16 protein-coding genes and 1 tRNA gene are annotated in these 15026 nt (G+C 60.7%); 10 read left to right on the forward strand and 7 right to left on the reverse strand.

Annotated features, from left to right (window positions below; translation table 11 throughout):
• Position 1: 1 nt before the first annotated feature.
• The 4 genes from ACS4RR_RS00240 to ACS4RR_RS00255 form a co-directional block, all read right to left on the reverse strand.
• Positions 2-238, reverse strand: coding sequence for a CopG family ribbon-helix-helix protein (locus ACS4RR_RS00240; RefSeq protein ID WP_017966793.1), 237 nt, complete (start codon positions 236-238; stop codon positions 2-4).
• 123 nt (positions 239-361) lie between these two features.
• Positions 362-438: transfer RNA gene (locus ACS4RR_RS00245), tRNA-Arg, on the reverse strand.
• Positions 439-560: 122 nt separating this feature from the next.
• Complete coding sequence (locus ACS4RR_RS00250; protein ID WP_170257416.1) at positions 561-2081, reverse strand: ATP-binding protein; 1521 nt, start codon at positions 2079-2081, stop codon at positions 561-563.
• Positions 2082-2438: 357 nt separating this feature from the next.
• A complete protein-coding gene (locus ACS4RR_RS00255; protein ID WP_456189548.1) occupies positions 2439-4436 on the reverse strand; it encodes a methyl-accepting chemotaxis protein in 1998 nt (665 codons plus the stop codon).
• 418 nt (positions 4437-4854) lie between these two features.
• On the opposite strand from ACS4RR_RS00255, the gene rpmH reads away from it, so the two are divergent.
• The 8 genes from rpmH to ACS4RR_RS00295 all read left to right on the forward strand — a co-directional run bounded on the left by rpmH (position 4855) and on the right by ACS4RR_RS00295 (position 10446).
• Positions 4855-4989 carry a 50S ribosomal protein L34 gene (gene rpmH, locus ACS4RR_RS00260; protein WP_003545006.1) on the forward strand — a complete coding sequence of 45 codons (135 nt, stop codon included), beginning with the start codon at positions 4855-4857 and terminating at the stop codon, positions 4987-4989.
• Between the two features lie 21 nt (positions 4990-5010).
• Positions 5011-5412 carry a ribonuclease P protein component gene (gene rnpA / locus ACS4RR_RS00265; RefSeq protein WP_456189549.1) on the forward strand — a complete coding sequence of 134 codons (402 nt, stop codon included), beginning with the start codon at positions 5011-5013 and terminating at the stop codon, positions 5410-5412.
• Positions 5412-7205, forward strand: a complete 1794-nt coding sequence (gene yidC / locus ACS4RR_RS00270; RefSeq protein ID WP_456190173.1) for a membrane protein insertase YidC — start codon at positions 5412-5414, stop codon at positions 7203-7205. Before rnpA ends, yidC begins: the two co-directional genes overlap by 1 nt.
• 153 nt (positions 7206-7358) lie before the next feature.
• Positions 7359-8012, forward strand: a complete 654-nt coding sequence (gene yihA / locus ACS4RR_RS00275) for a ribosome biogenesis GTP-binding protein YihA/YsxC (RefSeq protein WP_017966788.1) — start codon at positions 7359-7361, stop codon at positions 8010-8012.
• A 264-nt stretch (positions 8013-8276) separates the two neighbouring features.
• Positions 8277-8486, forward strand: coding sequence for a cold-shock protein (locus ACS4RR_RS00280; RefSeq protein ID WP_003588915.1), 210 nt, complete (start codon positions 8277-8279; stop codon positions 8484-8486).
• A 132-nt stretch (positions 8487-8618) separates the two neighbouring features.
• A complete protein-coding gene (locus tag ACS4RR_RS00285) occupies positions 8619-8843 on the forward strand; it encodes a hypothetical protein (RefSeq protein WP_017966786.1) in 225 nt (74 codons plus the stop codon).
• A gap of 127 nt (positions 8844-8970) precedes the next feature.
• Entirely contained in the window at positions 8971-9246 is a 276-nt protein-coding gene (locus ACS4RR_RS00290) for a hypothetical protein (protein ID WP_003544996.1), read from the forward strand.
• A gap of 123 nt (positions 9247-9369) precedes the next feature.
• The gene (locus tag ACS4RR_RS00295; RefSeq protein WP_170257414.1) at positions 9370-10446 is read left to right on the forward strand and encodes a sensor histidine kinase; all 1077 of its coding nucleotides are present in this window, start codon (positions 9370-9372) and stop codon (positions 10444-10446) included.
• A 273-nt stretch (positions 10447-10719) separates the two neighbouring features.
• Here the strand turns inward: ACS4RR_RS00295 and ACS4RR_RS00300 are convergent, their stop codons facing one another.
• The 3 genes from ACS4RR_RS00300 to ACS4RR_RS00310 form a co-directional block, all read right to left on the reverse strand.
• Complete coding sequence (locus tag ACS4RR_RS00300; protein ID WP_170257413.1) at positions 10720-11274, reverse strand: fasciclin domain-containing protein; 555 nt, start codon at positions 11272-11274, stop codon at positions 10720-10722.
• A 124-nt stretch (positions 11275-11398) separates the two neighbouring features.
• On the reverse strand, positions 11399-12118 hold the full coding sequence (locus tag ACS4RR_RS00305) for an anti-sigma factor (RefSeq protein WP_026154406.1): 720 nt from the start codon (positions 12116-12118) through the stop codon (positions 11399-11401).
• The gene (locus tag ACS4RR_RS00310; protein ID WP_260297649.1) at positions 12115-12654 is read right to left on the reverse strand and encodes a sigma-70 family RNA polymerase sigma factor; all 540 of its coding nucleotides are present in this window, start codon (positions 12652-12654) and stop codon (positions 12115-12117) included. Before ACS4RR_RS00310 ends, ACS4RR_RS00305 begins: the two co-directional genes overlap by 4 nt.
• A gap of 143 nt (positions 12655-12797) precedes the next feature.
• On the opposite strand from ACS4RR_RS00310, the gene argB reads away from it, so the two are divergent.
• The gene (gene argB, locus ACS4RR_RS00315; RefSeq protein WP_018068726.1) at positions 12798-13685 is read left to right on the forward strand and encodes an acetylglutamate kinase; all 888 of its coding nucleotides are present in this window, start codon (positions 12798-12800) and stop codon (positions 13683-13685) included.
• Between the two features lie 68 nt (positions 13686-13753).
• Entirely contained in the window at positions 13754-14902 is a 1149-nt protein-coding gene (locus ACS4RR_RS00320) for an alpha-hydroxy acid oxidase (RefSeq protein ID WP_260297648.1), read from the forward strand.
• Positions 14903-15026: the final 124 nt, after the last annotated feature.

Consider the following 15026-nt stretch of genomic DNA (forward strand, 5'->3'; position numbering starts at 1 on the left):
GTCACGCCGGATTGTATTTATTGAGAACGGCCGCGATTTCCTCATCGGTTGCAAATCCGTCTGTGTCGGCGTCCTCGATCCCGGCCTGAACGCCCGCAATCCACTTTTCCTGCCAAGCCAGAGAACGGCCATGGGCCAGAGCATCCTCGATGATCTGCCCGCGCGTCAACGTCGAACGCTCGGCCAACATATCGATCCGGCGGCTGAGGTCTTCTGCAATCTCAACGGTATTTTTCATGGGTTTATTCTGCCATACCCTGCAACCGCCTGCCAAGCTAATTCAAGTTGACGTTCGGCTGGACGACGGGTTTGACCTTGCCGTTCGCGGCGTTAACGCAGATTTGTCGTGACAAAAGAGAAATGGCGCACCCGAAGAGATTCGAACTCCTGACCCCCAGATTCGTAGTCTGGTGCTCTATCCAGCTGAGCTACGGGTGCGTGCAAAATGCGGCGGTGCCGCTTGCGTGGCGATCCTCTAAAACGTCCTTCGGGACAATGCAAGAGCATTTCTGAAAAAATCGCGTCTTTGTCTGCCAGCAGCGGCGCCTTCGGAAATCACGTCACTTCTCGATATGCGTCCGGCTGCGATAATCCTCCAGCGAAACCGGGCGATCGGGGATCTCGATGCGGAACTGCGTGCCGACCGTCGGTTTTTCCACCAGCGCGATGGTGCCGCCATGGGCAAGCACCAGCTCGCGGGCGATAGTGAGGCCGAGGCCGGTGCCGCCGGAACGGGCGGAGCCGCGGAAGGCGGCAAAGAGGTTTTGGCGCGCTTTCAGCGGCATGCCGGGACCGGTATCATCGACCGTGATGCTGACGACGCTGCCGACGCGCTGGGCGGCGACGGTGATGCGCTTCAAGGCACCAGGCGCACCCTCGCTCGGCGCGGTCAGCGCCTGCAGCGCGTTGCGGCAGAGATTGTGGATGACGCGGAACAGCTGTTCGCCATCGGCATCGACCTTGAGATCGGCGCCGATCTGCTCGATGAATTCGATGCCGCTCTGCGGATCGATCGCCAGTATATCCTTGACCTCCTGGGTGAGCTCCAGAAGCAGGATATGACGGCGGCGCGGCGCGGATTCGCTCGCCTTGCCGTAGGACAGCACCTCGGTGGTATAACCGACGGCGCGGTCGATGGTGCGCAGCAGCTTCGGAGCGAAGCTTTTGACCATCGGATCATCGACATCGACCAGCCGGTCCGACATCAGCTGCGCGGAGGCCAGGATATTGCGCATGTCGTGATTGATTTTGGACACGGCAAGTCCGAGAGCGGCAAGGTTCTTCTGCTGCTTCAGCGTCTTCTGCAGCTCCATCTGCATCGAGGTGAGGTTGCGGCCGGCGACCGCCAGTTCGTCGCGGCCGCCGTCACCGATATAGATATGGGCCGGGTTGTCCGGATCGGAGGAGAATTGCTGCATGCTGCCGGTCAGCCGGCGGATCGGGCCGATAAGGATACGGTTGATCGCAAAGAAGATCAGCGTTGCCGTGAACAGCGAGATCAGCACCGACAACAACAGGACATTGCGGGAATAGACGAACATCGCCCTGCGCAGCGGCCGGTCCTTCATCACCACCTCGACGCCAGTGTTGGTGTCGCCGACGGGGCCATAGACGCGGATCATCCTGTTGCCGCCGAGGACCAGCGTGTCGAGCGCATCGCGTATCGCCGTTAGCGCCGGCACGTCGGTCAGATCGTAGGCTTCGTCGACGGAGGTCGGCATATCGGTCGTCGCCAGCAGCCGCGAGGTGCCGTCCTTGCGCAGCACAATCGCCTTGGTGCCGGTCGCCTCCAGCGTCTCCTTCTGCAGCGCGCGCGGCAACTCGACCGGCTGCAGCCCATCGATGACGATGGCGGCGGCAGCGGCCGTGTTCAGCCTGTCCTGCAGCCAGCGCAACCGCATGCTGGCGACCGAGGGAAAGAAGATCAGGATTTCGGCGAGCATGATGAAGACGATGGTGAGCCAGAGCAGCTTGCCGGAGAGACCGCCGAACAGGCCGGCAGACGGGCACCGCGCCCTTGCGGCCTCGCCGGCCGCCGGGTTTTCCGCCGAAGGATTGTCGCCCTGGTCTCTTATCGGCATTCTCGTCTCGCCCGATCGGCAGCATTTCAGCCGCCCTTACCGCTGAGCTCTATATTAGACCAAGATGCTCCGCTTTCAAATCTTTGCGAGCAGCGTCACCTCGTCACAAGAAAATGCCGCCCGAGAGGAGGAAAGCCCCTCCCCAACCCCTCCCCACAAGGGGGAGGGACTAATTGCGGCGCCCGCGCAGCAAATGTCAGCCTTTCCGCGGATGAAACGACGAAGTGGGAAGCGCCAGTGCGACAGGTTAAGCCCCTCCCCCTTGTGGGGAGGGGTTTGGGGCGGGGTCTTTGCCGATCGGGCAGAAAAACTAACGCCGCCCGGAGGCGGCGTTAAAGGGCGCGTGATCAGTAAAGCTTAGAACTCTTCCCAGCTCTGCTCGGCTGCGGCCGCATTACCGCCGAAGGCGCGGGCGACCTTGGCGATCGCGCGGCGGGCGGGCGAGGCAACCGGTCTTTGCGGCTCGTTGCGGACTAGCGCCACCGGTGCCGGCGCATCATCCGACAGTTTGAAGCGGGCAATGAGGCGCACCAGTCCACCGGCTTCGGCTGAAAGCCTGTGCGTGGCGGCGGAGGTTTCTTCCACCATCGCCGCATTCTGCTGTGTCACCTGGTCCATCTGATTGACGGCGGTATTGACTTCCTTGAGGCCGGTCGACTGCTCGGTCGCGGCCGTCGCGATCGAATGGATATGGTCGTTGATGGCGATGACACGGGTGCCGATTTCGGCCAGTGCCTCGCCGGTCGCCTGCACCAGCTTGACGCCGACCTGCACCTCGTTGCCCGATTTGGTGATCAGCGCCTTGATGTCCTTGGCGGCCTTTGCCGAGCGTTGGGCGAGTTCGCGCACTTCCTGGGCGACCACCGCAAAACCCTTTCCGGCCTCGCCGGCGCGGGCCGCCTCGACGCCGGCATTCAGCGCCAAGAGGTTGGTCTGGAAGGCGATCTCATCGATGACGTTGATGATCTGGCTGATTTCACGCGAGGCCTGCTCGATGCGGCCCATCGCCTCGACTGCATTGCCCACAACGACGCCGGAGCGGCCGGCATTCTCCTTGGCTTCGGACACCATGATGGTGGCTTCATGCGCCCGCTCGGTGGAATTCTGGACGACGGCGGTGATTTCGTCGAGGGCTGCCGAGGTCTGTTCGAGGGCGGCTGCCTGCTGCTCGGTGCGCTTCGACAGGTCGTCGCTGGCGTTGCGCAGCTCGGCGGTGTTGCCGTTCATCGCCTCCGTCGTCTGGCGCACTTCGCGCATCGTCGCCTGCAGGGTGACGAAGGTATTGTTGACGTTCTGCTGCAGCTCGGCGAAGGCGCCCTGGAAGTTGCCGCTCATCGTCTGGGTGAGGTCGCCTTCGGCAAGGCTTGCGATGACGCGGCGGGTCTCGCCGATGCCGGCATCGACGCTCGACAGCAGTGTGTTGATGTTGCCGGCGAACTGGTTGAGGTTGTCGTCCTCGTAGTCCTTGCTGATGCGGTGGCCGAAGTCGCCGGCTGCAGCCGCGGCCACGACGACCGACATGCTCGACTGCAGGTCGTCGCTCTTGGCGCGCATCGCCGCCTCCTGGGCGTTCAGGCGCTTGACGGCGAGGCCGTTTGCCTTGAAGACCGCAACCGCTGCGGCCATCTCGCCGATTTCGTCCGGACGGCCGGCGAAGGGAACCTCGGCGTCGAAATTGCCATCGGCGACTTCCTTGATCGCATGGGTAACGCGCTTGATCGGGCGGCTGAGATGGCTGGTGCCGATATAGAAGCCCATGCCGATGCCGACCGCGATGCCGATGCCGGTGATGGCGAGCACGAGCATCAGCACCCAGGAGCGGAAGCTCTCGATCTCGGCATTGACGGTTTCCAGTGCTGCCTTGTCGGTGGCGACGACGGCATCGATTTCCGCCTGGAACGCCTTGCGGTTGGCGCGGTTGGCGTCATTGTTGCCTTGTAGGCCGGCGGCTTCGGGGCCGACGTCCGTGCCGAGGCGGGCCGTTTCCGTGCGGAAGGTGCGGAATTCCTCAGCGCGGGCGACAAGCTTGGCAAAATCGGCCTTCTCGCTCTCGGGAACGAGCGGCGCCCAGCCCGAAATGACCTTGTCGATCTCGTCGAGGTCGGCCATCAGGCCTTTGGCGAAGCTCGGCGTGTCCTTGATCGTCTTGGCGGCATAGATGCCTCGCGCCTCCATGACCACAGCCGTGACGAAACGGTTGAGCCGTTCGCCGGCATAGGCGCGGGCGGCGGCCTGCTCATAAGCCGTCAGGTTGCGACTGTATTCGTGCATGGCGGACAATGCCGTTGCGCCGATCAGAAGTGCGACCGCGCCCATGACGCAAACCAGCAGATTAATTTTGCCCCGGATCTTCAATGCAATGCTCCTAGCTACGCCACTGCCTGGAAAGCAAATTCCCAGTCGATGCATTGAATATCGGCGAAATTAATTAAAGTTAGATTTCTAATATTTACGATTATGGCTTCGGAAATGATCCATGCCGAATGCGGCCGAAAGGCGTAAGCGCCTGAAAACAGGGGCAATCGACCTGCCGCGGCGGAAAACTACAACCACTCGGAGCATGCCCAATTTCTTAACACCAAAGTGCGAACTTACTTTGGAGGCGGCAGTGCAGAGTGAAATGATCCGGCATAATTGACTTTTGCCGGCTTCGTCCTTATAAGCCCGCGCACGTTCGGTCACTCAAGCCTTTCATGGTCAGCCCGTTCGAAAAACAACGCTCCTTGCATTATGCAAATTCAAGAAGGGCCGCACTCCGCGGTGTTTAAAATAAATGAAGCGTACCTACCAACCATCCAAGCTTGTTCGCAAGCGTCGCCACGGTTTCCGTGCGCGCATGTCCACGAAGGGTGGCCGCAAGGTCATCGCAGCCCGCCGCGCGCAGGGCCGCAACCGTCTGTCGGCGTAAGGCCGGGTTGCCCGGTAAGAGATGGCGGGCGAATTGACGACCAGTGAGACGAAACACACTGTCGGGCGGCTGAAGAGCCGCCCGCAGTTTCTTGCCGCGCGCGAGGGCGAAAAACGCCGGGGCGGCCTCTTCCTTCTCGAAGTCCTCGACCGGAAGGAACCCGACAGCCAGGCACGCGTCGGTTTTACAGTCACCAAAAAACATGGCAACGCGGTCGAACGGAACCGCATGCGCCGCCGCCTGAAAGAGGCGGTGCGGCTTCATGCGGGATTTGCAATGCAGCCCGGACACGACTATGTGGTTGTCGCGCGCAGGGACGTGCTTGACGCGTCCTTCCACGAATTGGCCGCGGAACTGAAATCCCGCGTGGAAACCAGGCCGAAACACCGGCGCTCCGGAGACGGACGCCCCAGGAACGTATGATGGAAAACAACCGCAATTACTTCATTGCGATCGCTCTCTCGGTGCTGATCGTCCTCGGCTGGCAGTTTCTCTATATGAATCCGCGCATCGAGGCCCAGCGCAAGACGCAGGAAGCTCAGAAGGCGCAGCAACAGACGGAGCAGGTGCAGCAGCCGGCAGCAGGGGGCCAGACGCCGACCCAGCCGAGCGGTGCGGCACCGTCCAACCAGGCGGCCGCAACAGCGACGCTCGAGCAGGCGCTGGCAAAGACCCCGCGCGTCGTCATCGATACTGCTGCCCTCTCCGGCTCGATCAACCTTGCCGGCGCCCGCCTCGACGACCTGAAGCTCAAGGGCTACCACGAGACCGTCGACGACTCGAGCCCGATCATCACGCTGTTCAGCCCGGCCGAAACCAAGGACGGCTATTTCACCGAACTCGGCTATATCGGCAGCGACGCGACGGGCAGCGTTCCCGGTCCCTCGACGCTCTGGACCGCGCCCGAGGGCGCCAAGCTCACCGAAAAGACGCCGGTGACGCTTTCCTACACCAATGACAAGGGCCTGACGTTCACCCGCACCATCTCCGTCGACGAACGCTACATGTTCACCGTCGCCGACAAGATCGCGAATGCCGGCCAGGCTCCTGCCTCGCTCAATTCCTACGGCCGTGTCACGCGTTACAACAAGCCGACGACGCCCTCCGTCTACGTGCTGCATGAAGGCTTCATCGGCGTCATCGGCGATGACGGCCTCGTCGAAACCAAATATACCGCCGCCGAAAAGGAAGCCGTCAAGCCGGCCAAATCCACCGGCGGCTGGCTCGGCATCACCGACAAATACTGGGCGGCGACGATCATTCCACCGCAGAGTGCTCCCTATGAGGCAAGCTTCTCGCATTTTGCCGACGGTCAGCCGCGCTATCAGGCCGACTACAAGGAAGATGCCTTCACCGTTGCGCCGGGCCAATCGATCGAGCTCAAGAACCTCGTCTTCGCCGGCGCCAAGGAAGTGCCCGTTATCGACGGTTATGAGGCCAGCTACTCGATTCCGAAGTTCGACCGGCTGATCGACTGGGGCTGGTTCTATTTCATCACCAAGCCGATGTTCAAGCTGATGGACTTCTTCTTCCGCTACTTCGGCAATTTCGGCGTGGCGATCCTGTGCACGACCATCGTCGTCAAGGCTCTGTTCTTCCCGCTCGCCAGCAAGCAATACGCTTCGATGGCGAACATGAAGCGCATGCAGCCGAAGATGGAGGAACTGAAGGCAAAATTCGCCGACGACCGCATGGGGCTGCAGCAGGCGACGATGCAGCTCTACAAGGAAGAGAAGATCAATCCGATCGCCGGCTGCTGGCCGGTGGCGTTGCAGATCCCGATCTTCTTCTCGCTCTACAAGGTGATCTACATCACCATCGAAATGCGGCATGCGCCCTTCTTCGGCTGGATCAAGGACCTTTCGGCGCCCGATCCGACGACGATCGTCAACCTGTTCGGCCTGCTGCCCTTCGAAGCGCCGACCATTCTGCATCTCGGCGTCTGGCCGCTGATCATGGGCATCACGATGTTCCTGCAGATGCGCATGAACCCGACGCCGCCCGATCCGACGCAGGCAATGATCTTCACCTGGATGCCGCTGGTGTTCATGTTCATGCTGGCAAGTTTCCCGGCCGGTCTCGTCATCTACTGGGCCTGGAACAACACGCTCTCGGTGATCCAGCAGTCGGTGATCATGAAGCGCCACGGCGTCAAGGTCGAACTCTTCGACAATCTGAAGGGTCTGTTCCGACGAAAAACGGCGCAGTCGAAATGATGCTTGCAGAGCCCCGCTCCGGCGGGGCTTTTCATTTCCGGGCGGCGGACGAAGGAGACAAGGCATGCCGCGCAGGCGCCTGAAAAGCTTGACATCCGCCCGCAAAACCATGAAGCCCGGTAAAAGACCCAACCCAGAGATTGCCGAGCCTGCATGTCCGACATCGAAAAGCCGCTCTTCGGCCACCCATGGATCTTCATCCGCGGCGTACCGTCCCTGAATTTCCTGCCGCCGGAAGGGCCGCTGGAAGTGGCCTTCGCCGGTCGCTCGAATGTCGGAAAGTCGTCGCTGATCAATGCGCTGGTCGGCCAGAAGGGCCTAGCACGCACCTCGAACACGCCGGGGCGTACGCAGGAACTGAACTATTTCGTTCCGGACGGTTATTCCGGCGAAGGCCAAGACCTGCCGCCGACGGCGATCGTCGACATGCCGGGCTATGGTTATGCGCAAGCACCGAAGGAACAGGTCGACAAGTGGACCAAGCTCGTCTTCGATTACTTGCGTGGCCGCGCAACGCTGAAGCGCGTCTATGTGCTGATCGACAGCCGCCACGGTATCAAGAAGAACGACGATGACGTGCTTGATCTGCTCGACAAGGCAGCCGTCTCCTACCAGATCGTGCTGACCAAGACCGACAAGATCAAGGCGGCTGGTGTACCGAAGCTCATTGCCGAAACGGCGGAAAAGATCCGCAAGCGCCCGGCCGCTTATCCCGGCGTGCTGTCCACCTCGTCAGAAAAGGGCGATGGGCTGGACGAATTGCGCCAGGCGATCGCCGAAACCGTCGGCATCGCCCGCTGGAAATAGACGGCCTGAGCACCCGGACGCGAAGTCATTTGGTGTAAAGGTCGCCGCGGCATCCCGCAGTTGAACATAGCAGGGCCTAAAAACTAACGGTTGACGACACAGCTTTGATGAGCTAGATAGCGGTCATCGAATTTTGCTTGCTGGCTTGGTTATCGCGCGATTGGCACCGCGCTCTGAACGAACTTCCTTTCAAAAATCGCTATCACCATCCGCATCGCCTCGGCATTGCGGTTCTTCAATATTGCTATGAAAGGGTTCATCATCATGACCACCGGCACAGTTAAATGGTTCAATTCCACCAAAGGCTTCGGCTTCATTCAGCCTGACAACGGCGGCGCTGACGCCTTCGTTCACATCTCCGCCGTCGAGCGCGCCGGAATGCGCGAACTCGTCGAAGGCCAGAAGATCGGCTTCGACCTCGAGCGTGACAACAAGTCGGGCAAGATGTCCGCTTGCAATCTCCAGAACGCTTAATTCGGTATCTGCTTTCCTTTGACCACGGATGTACTGGCACTGCCGGAAGCACGTTATCAATCCAAGGCCAGGCGATTTGCCTGGCCTTTTTGTTTTCGCTCGCGCGTCGAGCCCACGAGTATCGGAGCCAACATGACAGAAACATACAGCAAATCTCGCCAGCGGGCGGAGATTGCCTTCGGCAGCGTCCAGACCCAGTTTTTCGCGAAGAACCAGGCGGCCGAGGAGCTCGAATCCGACGCCCAATCGCAGCAGGCAAAGACGTTGCGGCTTCGGGAGGCCCGGCTTGCGAGGGAACAGAGTAACCGGGTGTCGGCCACCTCTGCCCTCATTGCAAAACGCGCCAGGGCCTGCTGAGATCACAAGCCGATTGACAAGGCTCGAAATTTAGACCGCGCCTGAAACGATGAGCTTGCAGATCGCGCGCTGAAGGACGACCCGAAGCGTGCTGACATTCACTCGCATCGCATCAAGGAATTCATCAATGGCAGAGACTCCGCAGGAACTTCAGTCGATCAATACGGCCTGGCAGATCGCCATTCAGGAAATTCTGCGCATGGTGATCAGAGACATGTATCACGGCGGCGGCGAGGCTTCGTTCAAGACGCATATCAAGCGTATCGAAGAAGCGGCCGTCGACAGTATTTACACGGATTTGCGGCTGCGCGGGACGGATGAATGGACGGAAGTGCTGGTCAAGGAAAGGGCGAGCAATTTCGTCACGACGCTGCTGACGTCATTTACCTACGACCGGACTTAAATCACCCTTTGGCCGGCAGTCGATGGACGCGCCGCCGATCAACGCTTGCGTCCCCGCAGTTTTTAAGCCAACGCTTAATTCTCCTGCCGTGTCGGGAGCAGCCGTGTCCACGAGTAATATTTGATGACCGATAGCAAAGACCAGCCCCTTTCGCCCGAAGGTGTGGACAGCCTGCCTCACCTTGCCGAAGCCCTTGATGATAGCCGGTTTCGGCACTTTCTCGATCATGTCCCATTCGCGGTGGCTGTCTCCGAACTCAGTGGCGATGAACCGCTGATTTACGTCAACCTCGAATTCGAACGGCTGACGGCGCTGGAGGCAACCGAGGTCCAGGGAAAACCCTGGCCGGAAATTGAATTGAGCTCCACCGCCGTCTCCGGAGAGGTGCCGCTCACCGCCGCCGTGACTTCTGCGGAGGAGTATATCGGTGCCTTCTCGCTGGTGGCCGAACCCGAGAGCAACGTCATTGTCGATGTCTGGTCGAATACCATCGTTGACGATGATGACACCCCGCTTTTCCGTTTGGTGGCTTTTGCTGCCCGCAATGAGACGACGGCCGCTGAGAGTTTCGGCGAACTGCTGACGGAGAAAGATGTCCTTCTGCGGGAACTTCAGCATCGCGTGAAGAACAATCTGCAGATGATCACGGCGCTCATCCGAATGGAGGCGCGCAATGCTCAACAGAATGAGGAAAGCGAAAGGTTTGCGCGCCTTGCCGGGCGGATTGAAGCCTTGGCTCTGCTCTATCGCTCGCTGTCGGACGAAGAGAAGGGCGCCACAATCGATCTTGGCACCTATGTGAGCCAGATTGCCGCTTCTGTGATGGCGGCCCATGCGGTGGAAGGGATCAGGCTGGACATGAAGGTCGATACCTGGCCGGTCTCCGTCGATGTCGCCATGCCGGCCGGCCTCGTCATCAATGAACTCCTCACCAATACGCTGAAGCATGCTTTCGTGGGGCGCGATGGCGGCGAGATCACGCTTCGCTGTGTCGTCAGCGATACCGGCTGCAGGACTACCGTTGCTGATAACGGGGTCGGTCTTCCCCAGGATGTGACCTGGCCTCAGCCCGGGAAGCTCAGCGCGATGATCGTACAGTCGCTGAAACAGAATGCCCGCGCCGAGGTTGAAGTCACCTCGTCCCCTGACACCGGCATGAGTGTCAGCCTCGTCTTCCCGAGAGCTGAGGCCGCCCAATAGAGCGCCGCGCATCTTTTCAGATGCGCTAAGGACGCTCTATCGCCTTGAATTTGCGCGTAATCCTTTCCGAAAATCGATTCCGATTATCCGGATTATGCGCTAGCCACCTCATCAATCTGTGTTTGGGGCGCCCTTAGAGCGGTTCAGCTTTCCATGGACGCGCAGAACCGCTCTAACCTTTTGTCTTTGCGCAATTCCGGACGGAAAACCGCTCTGCACTTTTCCTGGAATTGCTCTAGGAGCCCCCCAATGCGTCTGCCGATTGGAGCGGGCTTACATCTTCGGCAGCAGCACCTTGTCGACGACGTGGATGACACCGTTCGATTGTTTGACATCGGCGATCGTCACATGGGAGACACCGCCGTTTTCGTCGGTCAGCGTGATCTTACCCATGCTTTCCTTGGCTTTCAGCACACAGCCGCCGACGGTGTTGATGTCGTGCTCGCCGCCGTCATCCTTGATCATCTTGGCAACGGTCTTGGCCATCGCATCGGCGGCAACGACGTGGCAGGTCAGGACCTTGGTCAGCGTCGCCTTGTTTTCCGGCTTCAGCAGCGTATCGACGGTGCCTTTCGGCAGCGCGGCGAAAGCTTCGTTGGTCGGGGCAAAAACGGTGAAAGGACCCTTGCCCTCGAGCGTGCCGACCAGGCCGGCAGCCTTGACGGCTGCGACCAAGGTCGTGTGATCCTTTGAATTCACGGCGTTCTCGATGATGTTCTTGCTATCGAACATGGCAGCACCGCCAACCACCGGGTTTTTCGCGGCGGCAAAGGCGACAGCGGACATGGCGGCGGCGAGCGCGACGCCGCGCAATACGGACTTGATCATGATTTTCTCCTCACCGGACACCATCCGCGGGCTTTATGCCTGAGCGTCGTCCGGACATTTCGAACTACGGAGGGCTGTGCGGAAGAGTTTCAGGCAGGAGAAAATGATTTATGGCCGGCGCAGATTATGGTCGGCGCAGGGGGCCGCTTGCGATCACCGGGCCGGTCGTCTGGCCGGTCGGCGAGCCGCCGAAGGGTTCGAGGCTGACGGCAAGTGTTGCGCCATCGGCGACCTGGCTGCGCAGATCGGCGGGAATGACGAGTTCGCCGCTTTCGCCCGGCTGGAAGACGCCGAGCGATTTCGGCAGGCCGCTGCCCGGCACCAGCCAGAGTTCCAGCGACTTCTCCTTCGGCTTGCCGGCCGCGACTGGCACGATCTTCAGCCGGCCGCTCTGCAGCTCGTAGGAGGCGAGAAGATTGATGGTGCTGTTCTGGCCTGAAAGCGAGGCCACCAGCGGTGCCGGCCCCTGCGGCTGCGGCACCACGCCGGAGGCGAAGATGACGGCGCTGACGGCGACGACGGCGCAGGCGAAGCTCAGCGAGCGCCAGAAAACGGCGGAATTCCAAAGCCCTTGCGAAAAGGATGCGGGCTTTTGGCCATCGCCGAACAGCCGCGCCTCGATCTGCTTGAAGGTTTCCCGGTTCGGAACGACACCTTCATACTCGTCGTTGAAGGCGGAGAGGTTGGTTTCCCAGCGGCTGACGATCGCAGCGAAAGGCCGGTCGTGGCGCATCCGCTCTTCGACCACCCGGCGATCCTGCAACGACAGGACGCCAAGCACATATTCGCCGGCGAGAACCTCGTCGCGGGAGCGGTCTCCCTTGCTTTTGTCGGGCGATGTCATCGTTCCATGCACTCTCTCAGTTTCAAGAGGCTGCGCCTGAGCCAGGTCCGCATCGTGTTCAGCGGGACACCAAACTGATCGGCCAGTTCCTGATAGCTCAGCCCTTCGACATAAGCCCGTTTCACCGCGACCGCACGATCAGCTTCCAACTCTTCCATGCAGGTGTCAATCCGCCTTCCTTCATCCTTTGTCATGGTCTGTCTTTCCGGATCTGGTCCGGCATCGGCGAGATCATAGACCGTATCCAATTCGTCGGCGACGGGCTTGCGCGCCCGCAGCGCATCGATCGACCGGTTGCGAGCAATCGCAGCCAGCCACGCCGAGGACGAACCCGAAGCGACGGAGAAGCTGCGAGCGCGCTGCCAGATGCCGATATAGACTTCCTGCAGGACCTCTTCGGCTTCCGTGCGATCCTTCACGATACGCAGGCAGATCGAGAAAAGTTTCGGTCCGGTCTGATTGTAGAGGGCTGCGAAAGCCCTGCGATCGCCGAGTGCGACGCGGCCGATCAGGTTTGCAATCTCATCGCCTTGCATGCCGTTCCCCATATCAAGCTTGCGTGCGCCGGACGGTAGCGGCTGCCGGCTTCGCGCCAGATACGAAAAACTATTGCCCTCTGGATTATTCCCTCTGTCAGAAAGTTGCGATAAAAGGCCGCGAACAATTCTGCGGGGTTCCCATGAACGAAACCGAAAGCGAAATGCAGGCACGGCTTCTGGCCAAGGCGCTGCCCTTCATGCAGCGCTACGAGAACAAGACGATTGTCGTGAAATATGGCGGCCACGCCATGGGTAATCCCGAGCTCGGCAAGGCCTTTGCCAGCGACATCGCCCTTTTGAAGCAGTCCGGAGTCAACCCGATCGTCGTTCATGGCGGCGGCCCGCAGATCGGCGCCATGCTGAGCAAGATGGGCATCGAATCGAAATTCGAGGGCGGGCTTCGCGTCACCGACCAAAAAACGGTCGAGATCGTCGAGATGGTGCTCGCCGGCTCGATCAACAAGGAAATCGTCGCCCTCATCAACCAGACCGGCGAATGGGCGATCGGCCTTTGCGGCAAGGACGGCAACATGGTCTTCGCCGAAAAGGCGCGCAAGACCGTGAAGGATCCGGATTCGAACATCGAGCGCGTGCTCGATCTCGGCTTCGTCGGCGAAGTGGTCGAGGTCGACCGCACGCTGCTCGATCTGCTCGCCCGTTCCGAGATGATCCCAGTCATCGCGCCCGTGGCGCCTGGCCGTGACGGCGCCACCTACAATATCAATGCCGATACCTTTGCCGGCGCCATTGCCGGCGCGCTGAACGCCACCCGGCTGCTGTTCCTGACCGATGTGCCGGGCGTGCTCGACAAGAACGGCCAGCTCCTCAAGGAGCTTTCCGTCGCCGAAGCCCATGCGCTGATCGCCGACGGCACGATTTCGGGCGGCATGATCCCCAAGGTCGAGACCTGCATCGATGCGATCAAGGCCGGCGTGCAGGGTGTCGTCATCCTGAACGGCAAGACTGCCCATTCCGTGCTGCTCGAGATCTTCACCGAGCACGGCGTCGGAACGCTGATCGTTCCCTGATCGAGGCTGCGCCCTTCACCACCAAGGGCGGATCTTTCTCACATGGGAACAGGATATCGAGGAAAGAAATGCGCCTGACAGATTGCTATAATTTTCACGATTTCCGGCGCATGGCCAAACGGCGTCTTCCCGGGCCGATATTCGACTATATCGACGGCGGCGCCGATGACGAGGTGACGTACCGGCGCAATACGGCGGCCTTCGAGGCTTGCGATCTGGTGCCTAACGTTTTGCGCGGCGTGGCCGAGGTCGACATGTCGGTGACCGTCATGGGGCAGAAGCTCGCAATGCCGGTCTATTGCTCGCCGACGGCGTTGCAGCGGCTTTTTCACCACCAGGGGGAGCGGGCGGTCGCAGCGGCGGCGGCAAAACACGGCACGATGTTCGGCGTCTCCTCGCTCGGCACGATCAGCCTGGAGGAAGCGAGACGGATCAGCAGCGGGCCGCAGGTCTATCAGTTCTATTTCCACAAGGACCGCGGCCTCAACCGCGAGATGATGGCGCGAGCGAAAAATGCCGGCGTGCAGGCGATGATGCTGACGGTCGACAGCATCACCGGCGGCAACCGCGAGCGCGACAAGCGCACGGGCTTTGCCATTCCCTTCAAGCTCAATCTTGCCGGCATGACCCAGTTCGCGATCAAGCCTTCCTGGGCAATCGACTGGTTGACGCACGAGCGCTTCCGGCTGCCGCAGCTCGAAAACCACGTCAAGATGGATGGCGGCACGTTGTCGATCAGCCGATACTTCACCGAGATGCTGGACCCTTCGATGTCGTGGGACGACGTGGCGGAGATGGTGCGCGAGTGGGGTGGGCCATTCTGCCTTAAGGGCATCATGTCGGTCGAAGACGCCAAGCGCGCGGCCGAGATCGGCTGCAGCGGCATCGTGCTTTCCAACCATGGCGGGCGCCAGCTCGACGGCTCGCGCAGCGCATTCGACCAGCTGGCCGAGATCGTCGACGCCGTGGGCGACCGGATCGACGTGATGATGGATGGCGGTGTGCAGCGGGGAACGCATGTTCTTAAAGCGCTGTCGCTGGGGGCGAAGGCTGTCGGGCTCGGGCGCTACTATCTCTTCCCGCTTGCCGCTGCCGGACAGCCCGGCGTCGAACGGGCGCTGGAGACGATGCGCACCGAGATCGAGCGCGGCATGAAGCTGATGGGCTGCACCTCGATCAGCCAGCTCAGCCGGCGGAATCTGCGCTTCCGTTCCTGAGCGGAGCGGGATTTCATTCCGGGCCGCAGCCTTTCTCACTAAAGCGCGTCGCGATCTTTCGGATTCGCTCGTCGCGCTTTAGCTCTTTGTTTTTCGCATGCCGTTGTCGCAAAACCGCTGCACA

This window comes from Rhizobium zaerense (assembly GCF_051810725.1).
Lineage (GTDB): Bacteria > Pseudomonadota > Alphaproteobacteria > Rhizobiales > Rhizobiaceae > Rhizobium > Rhizobium leguminosarum_I.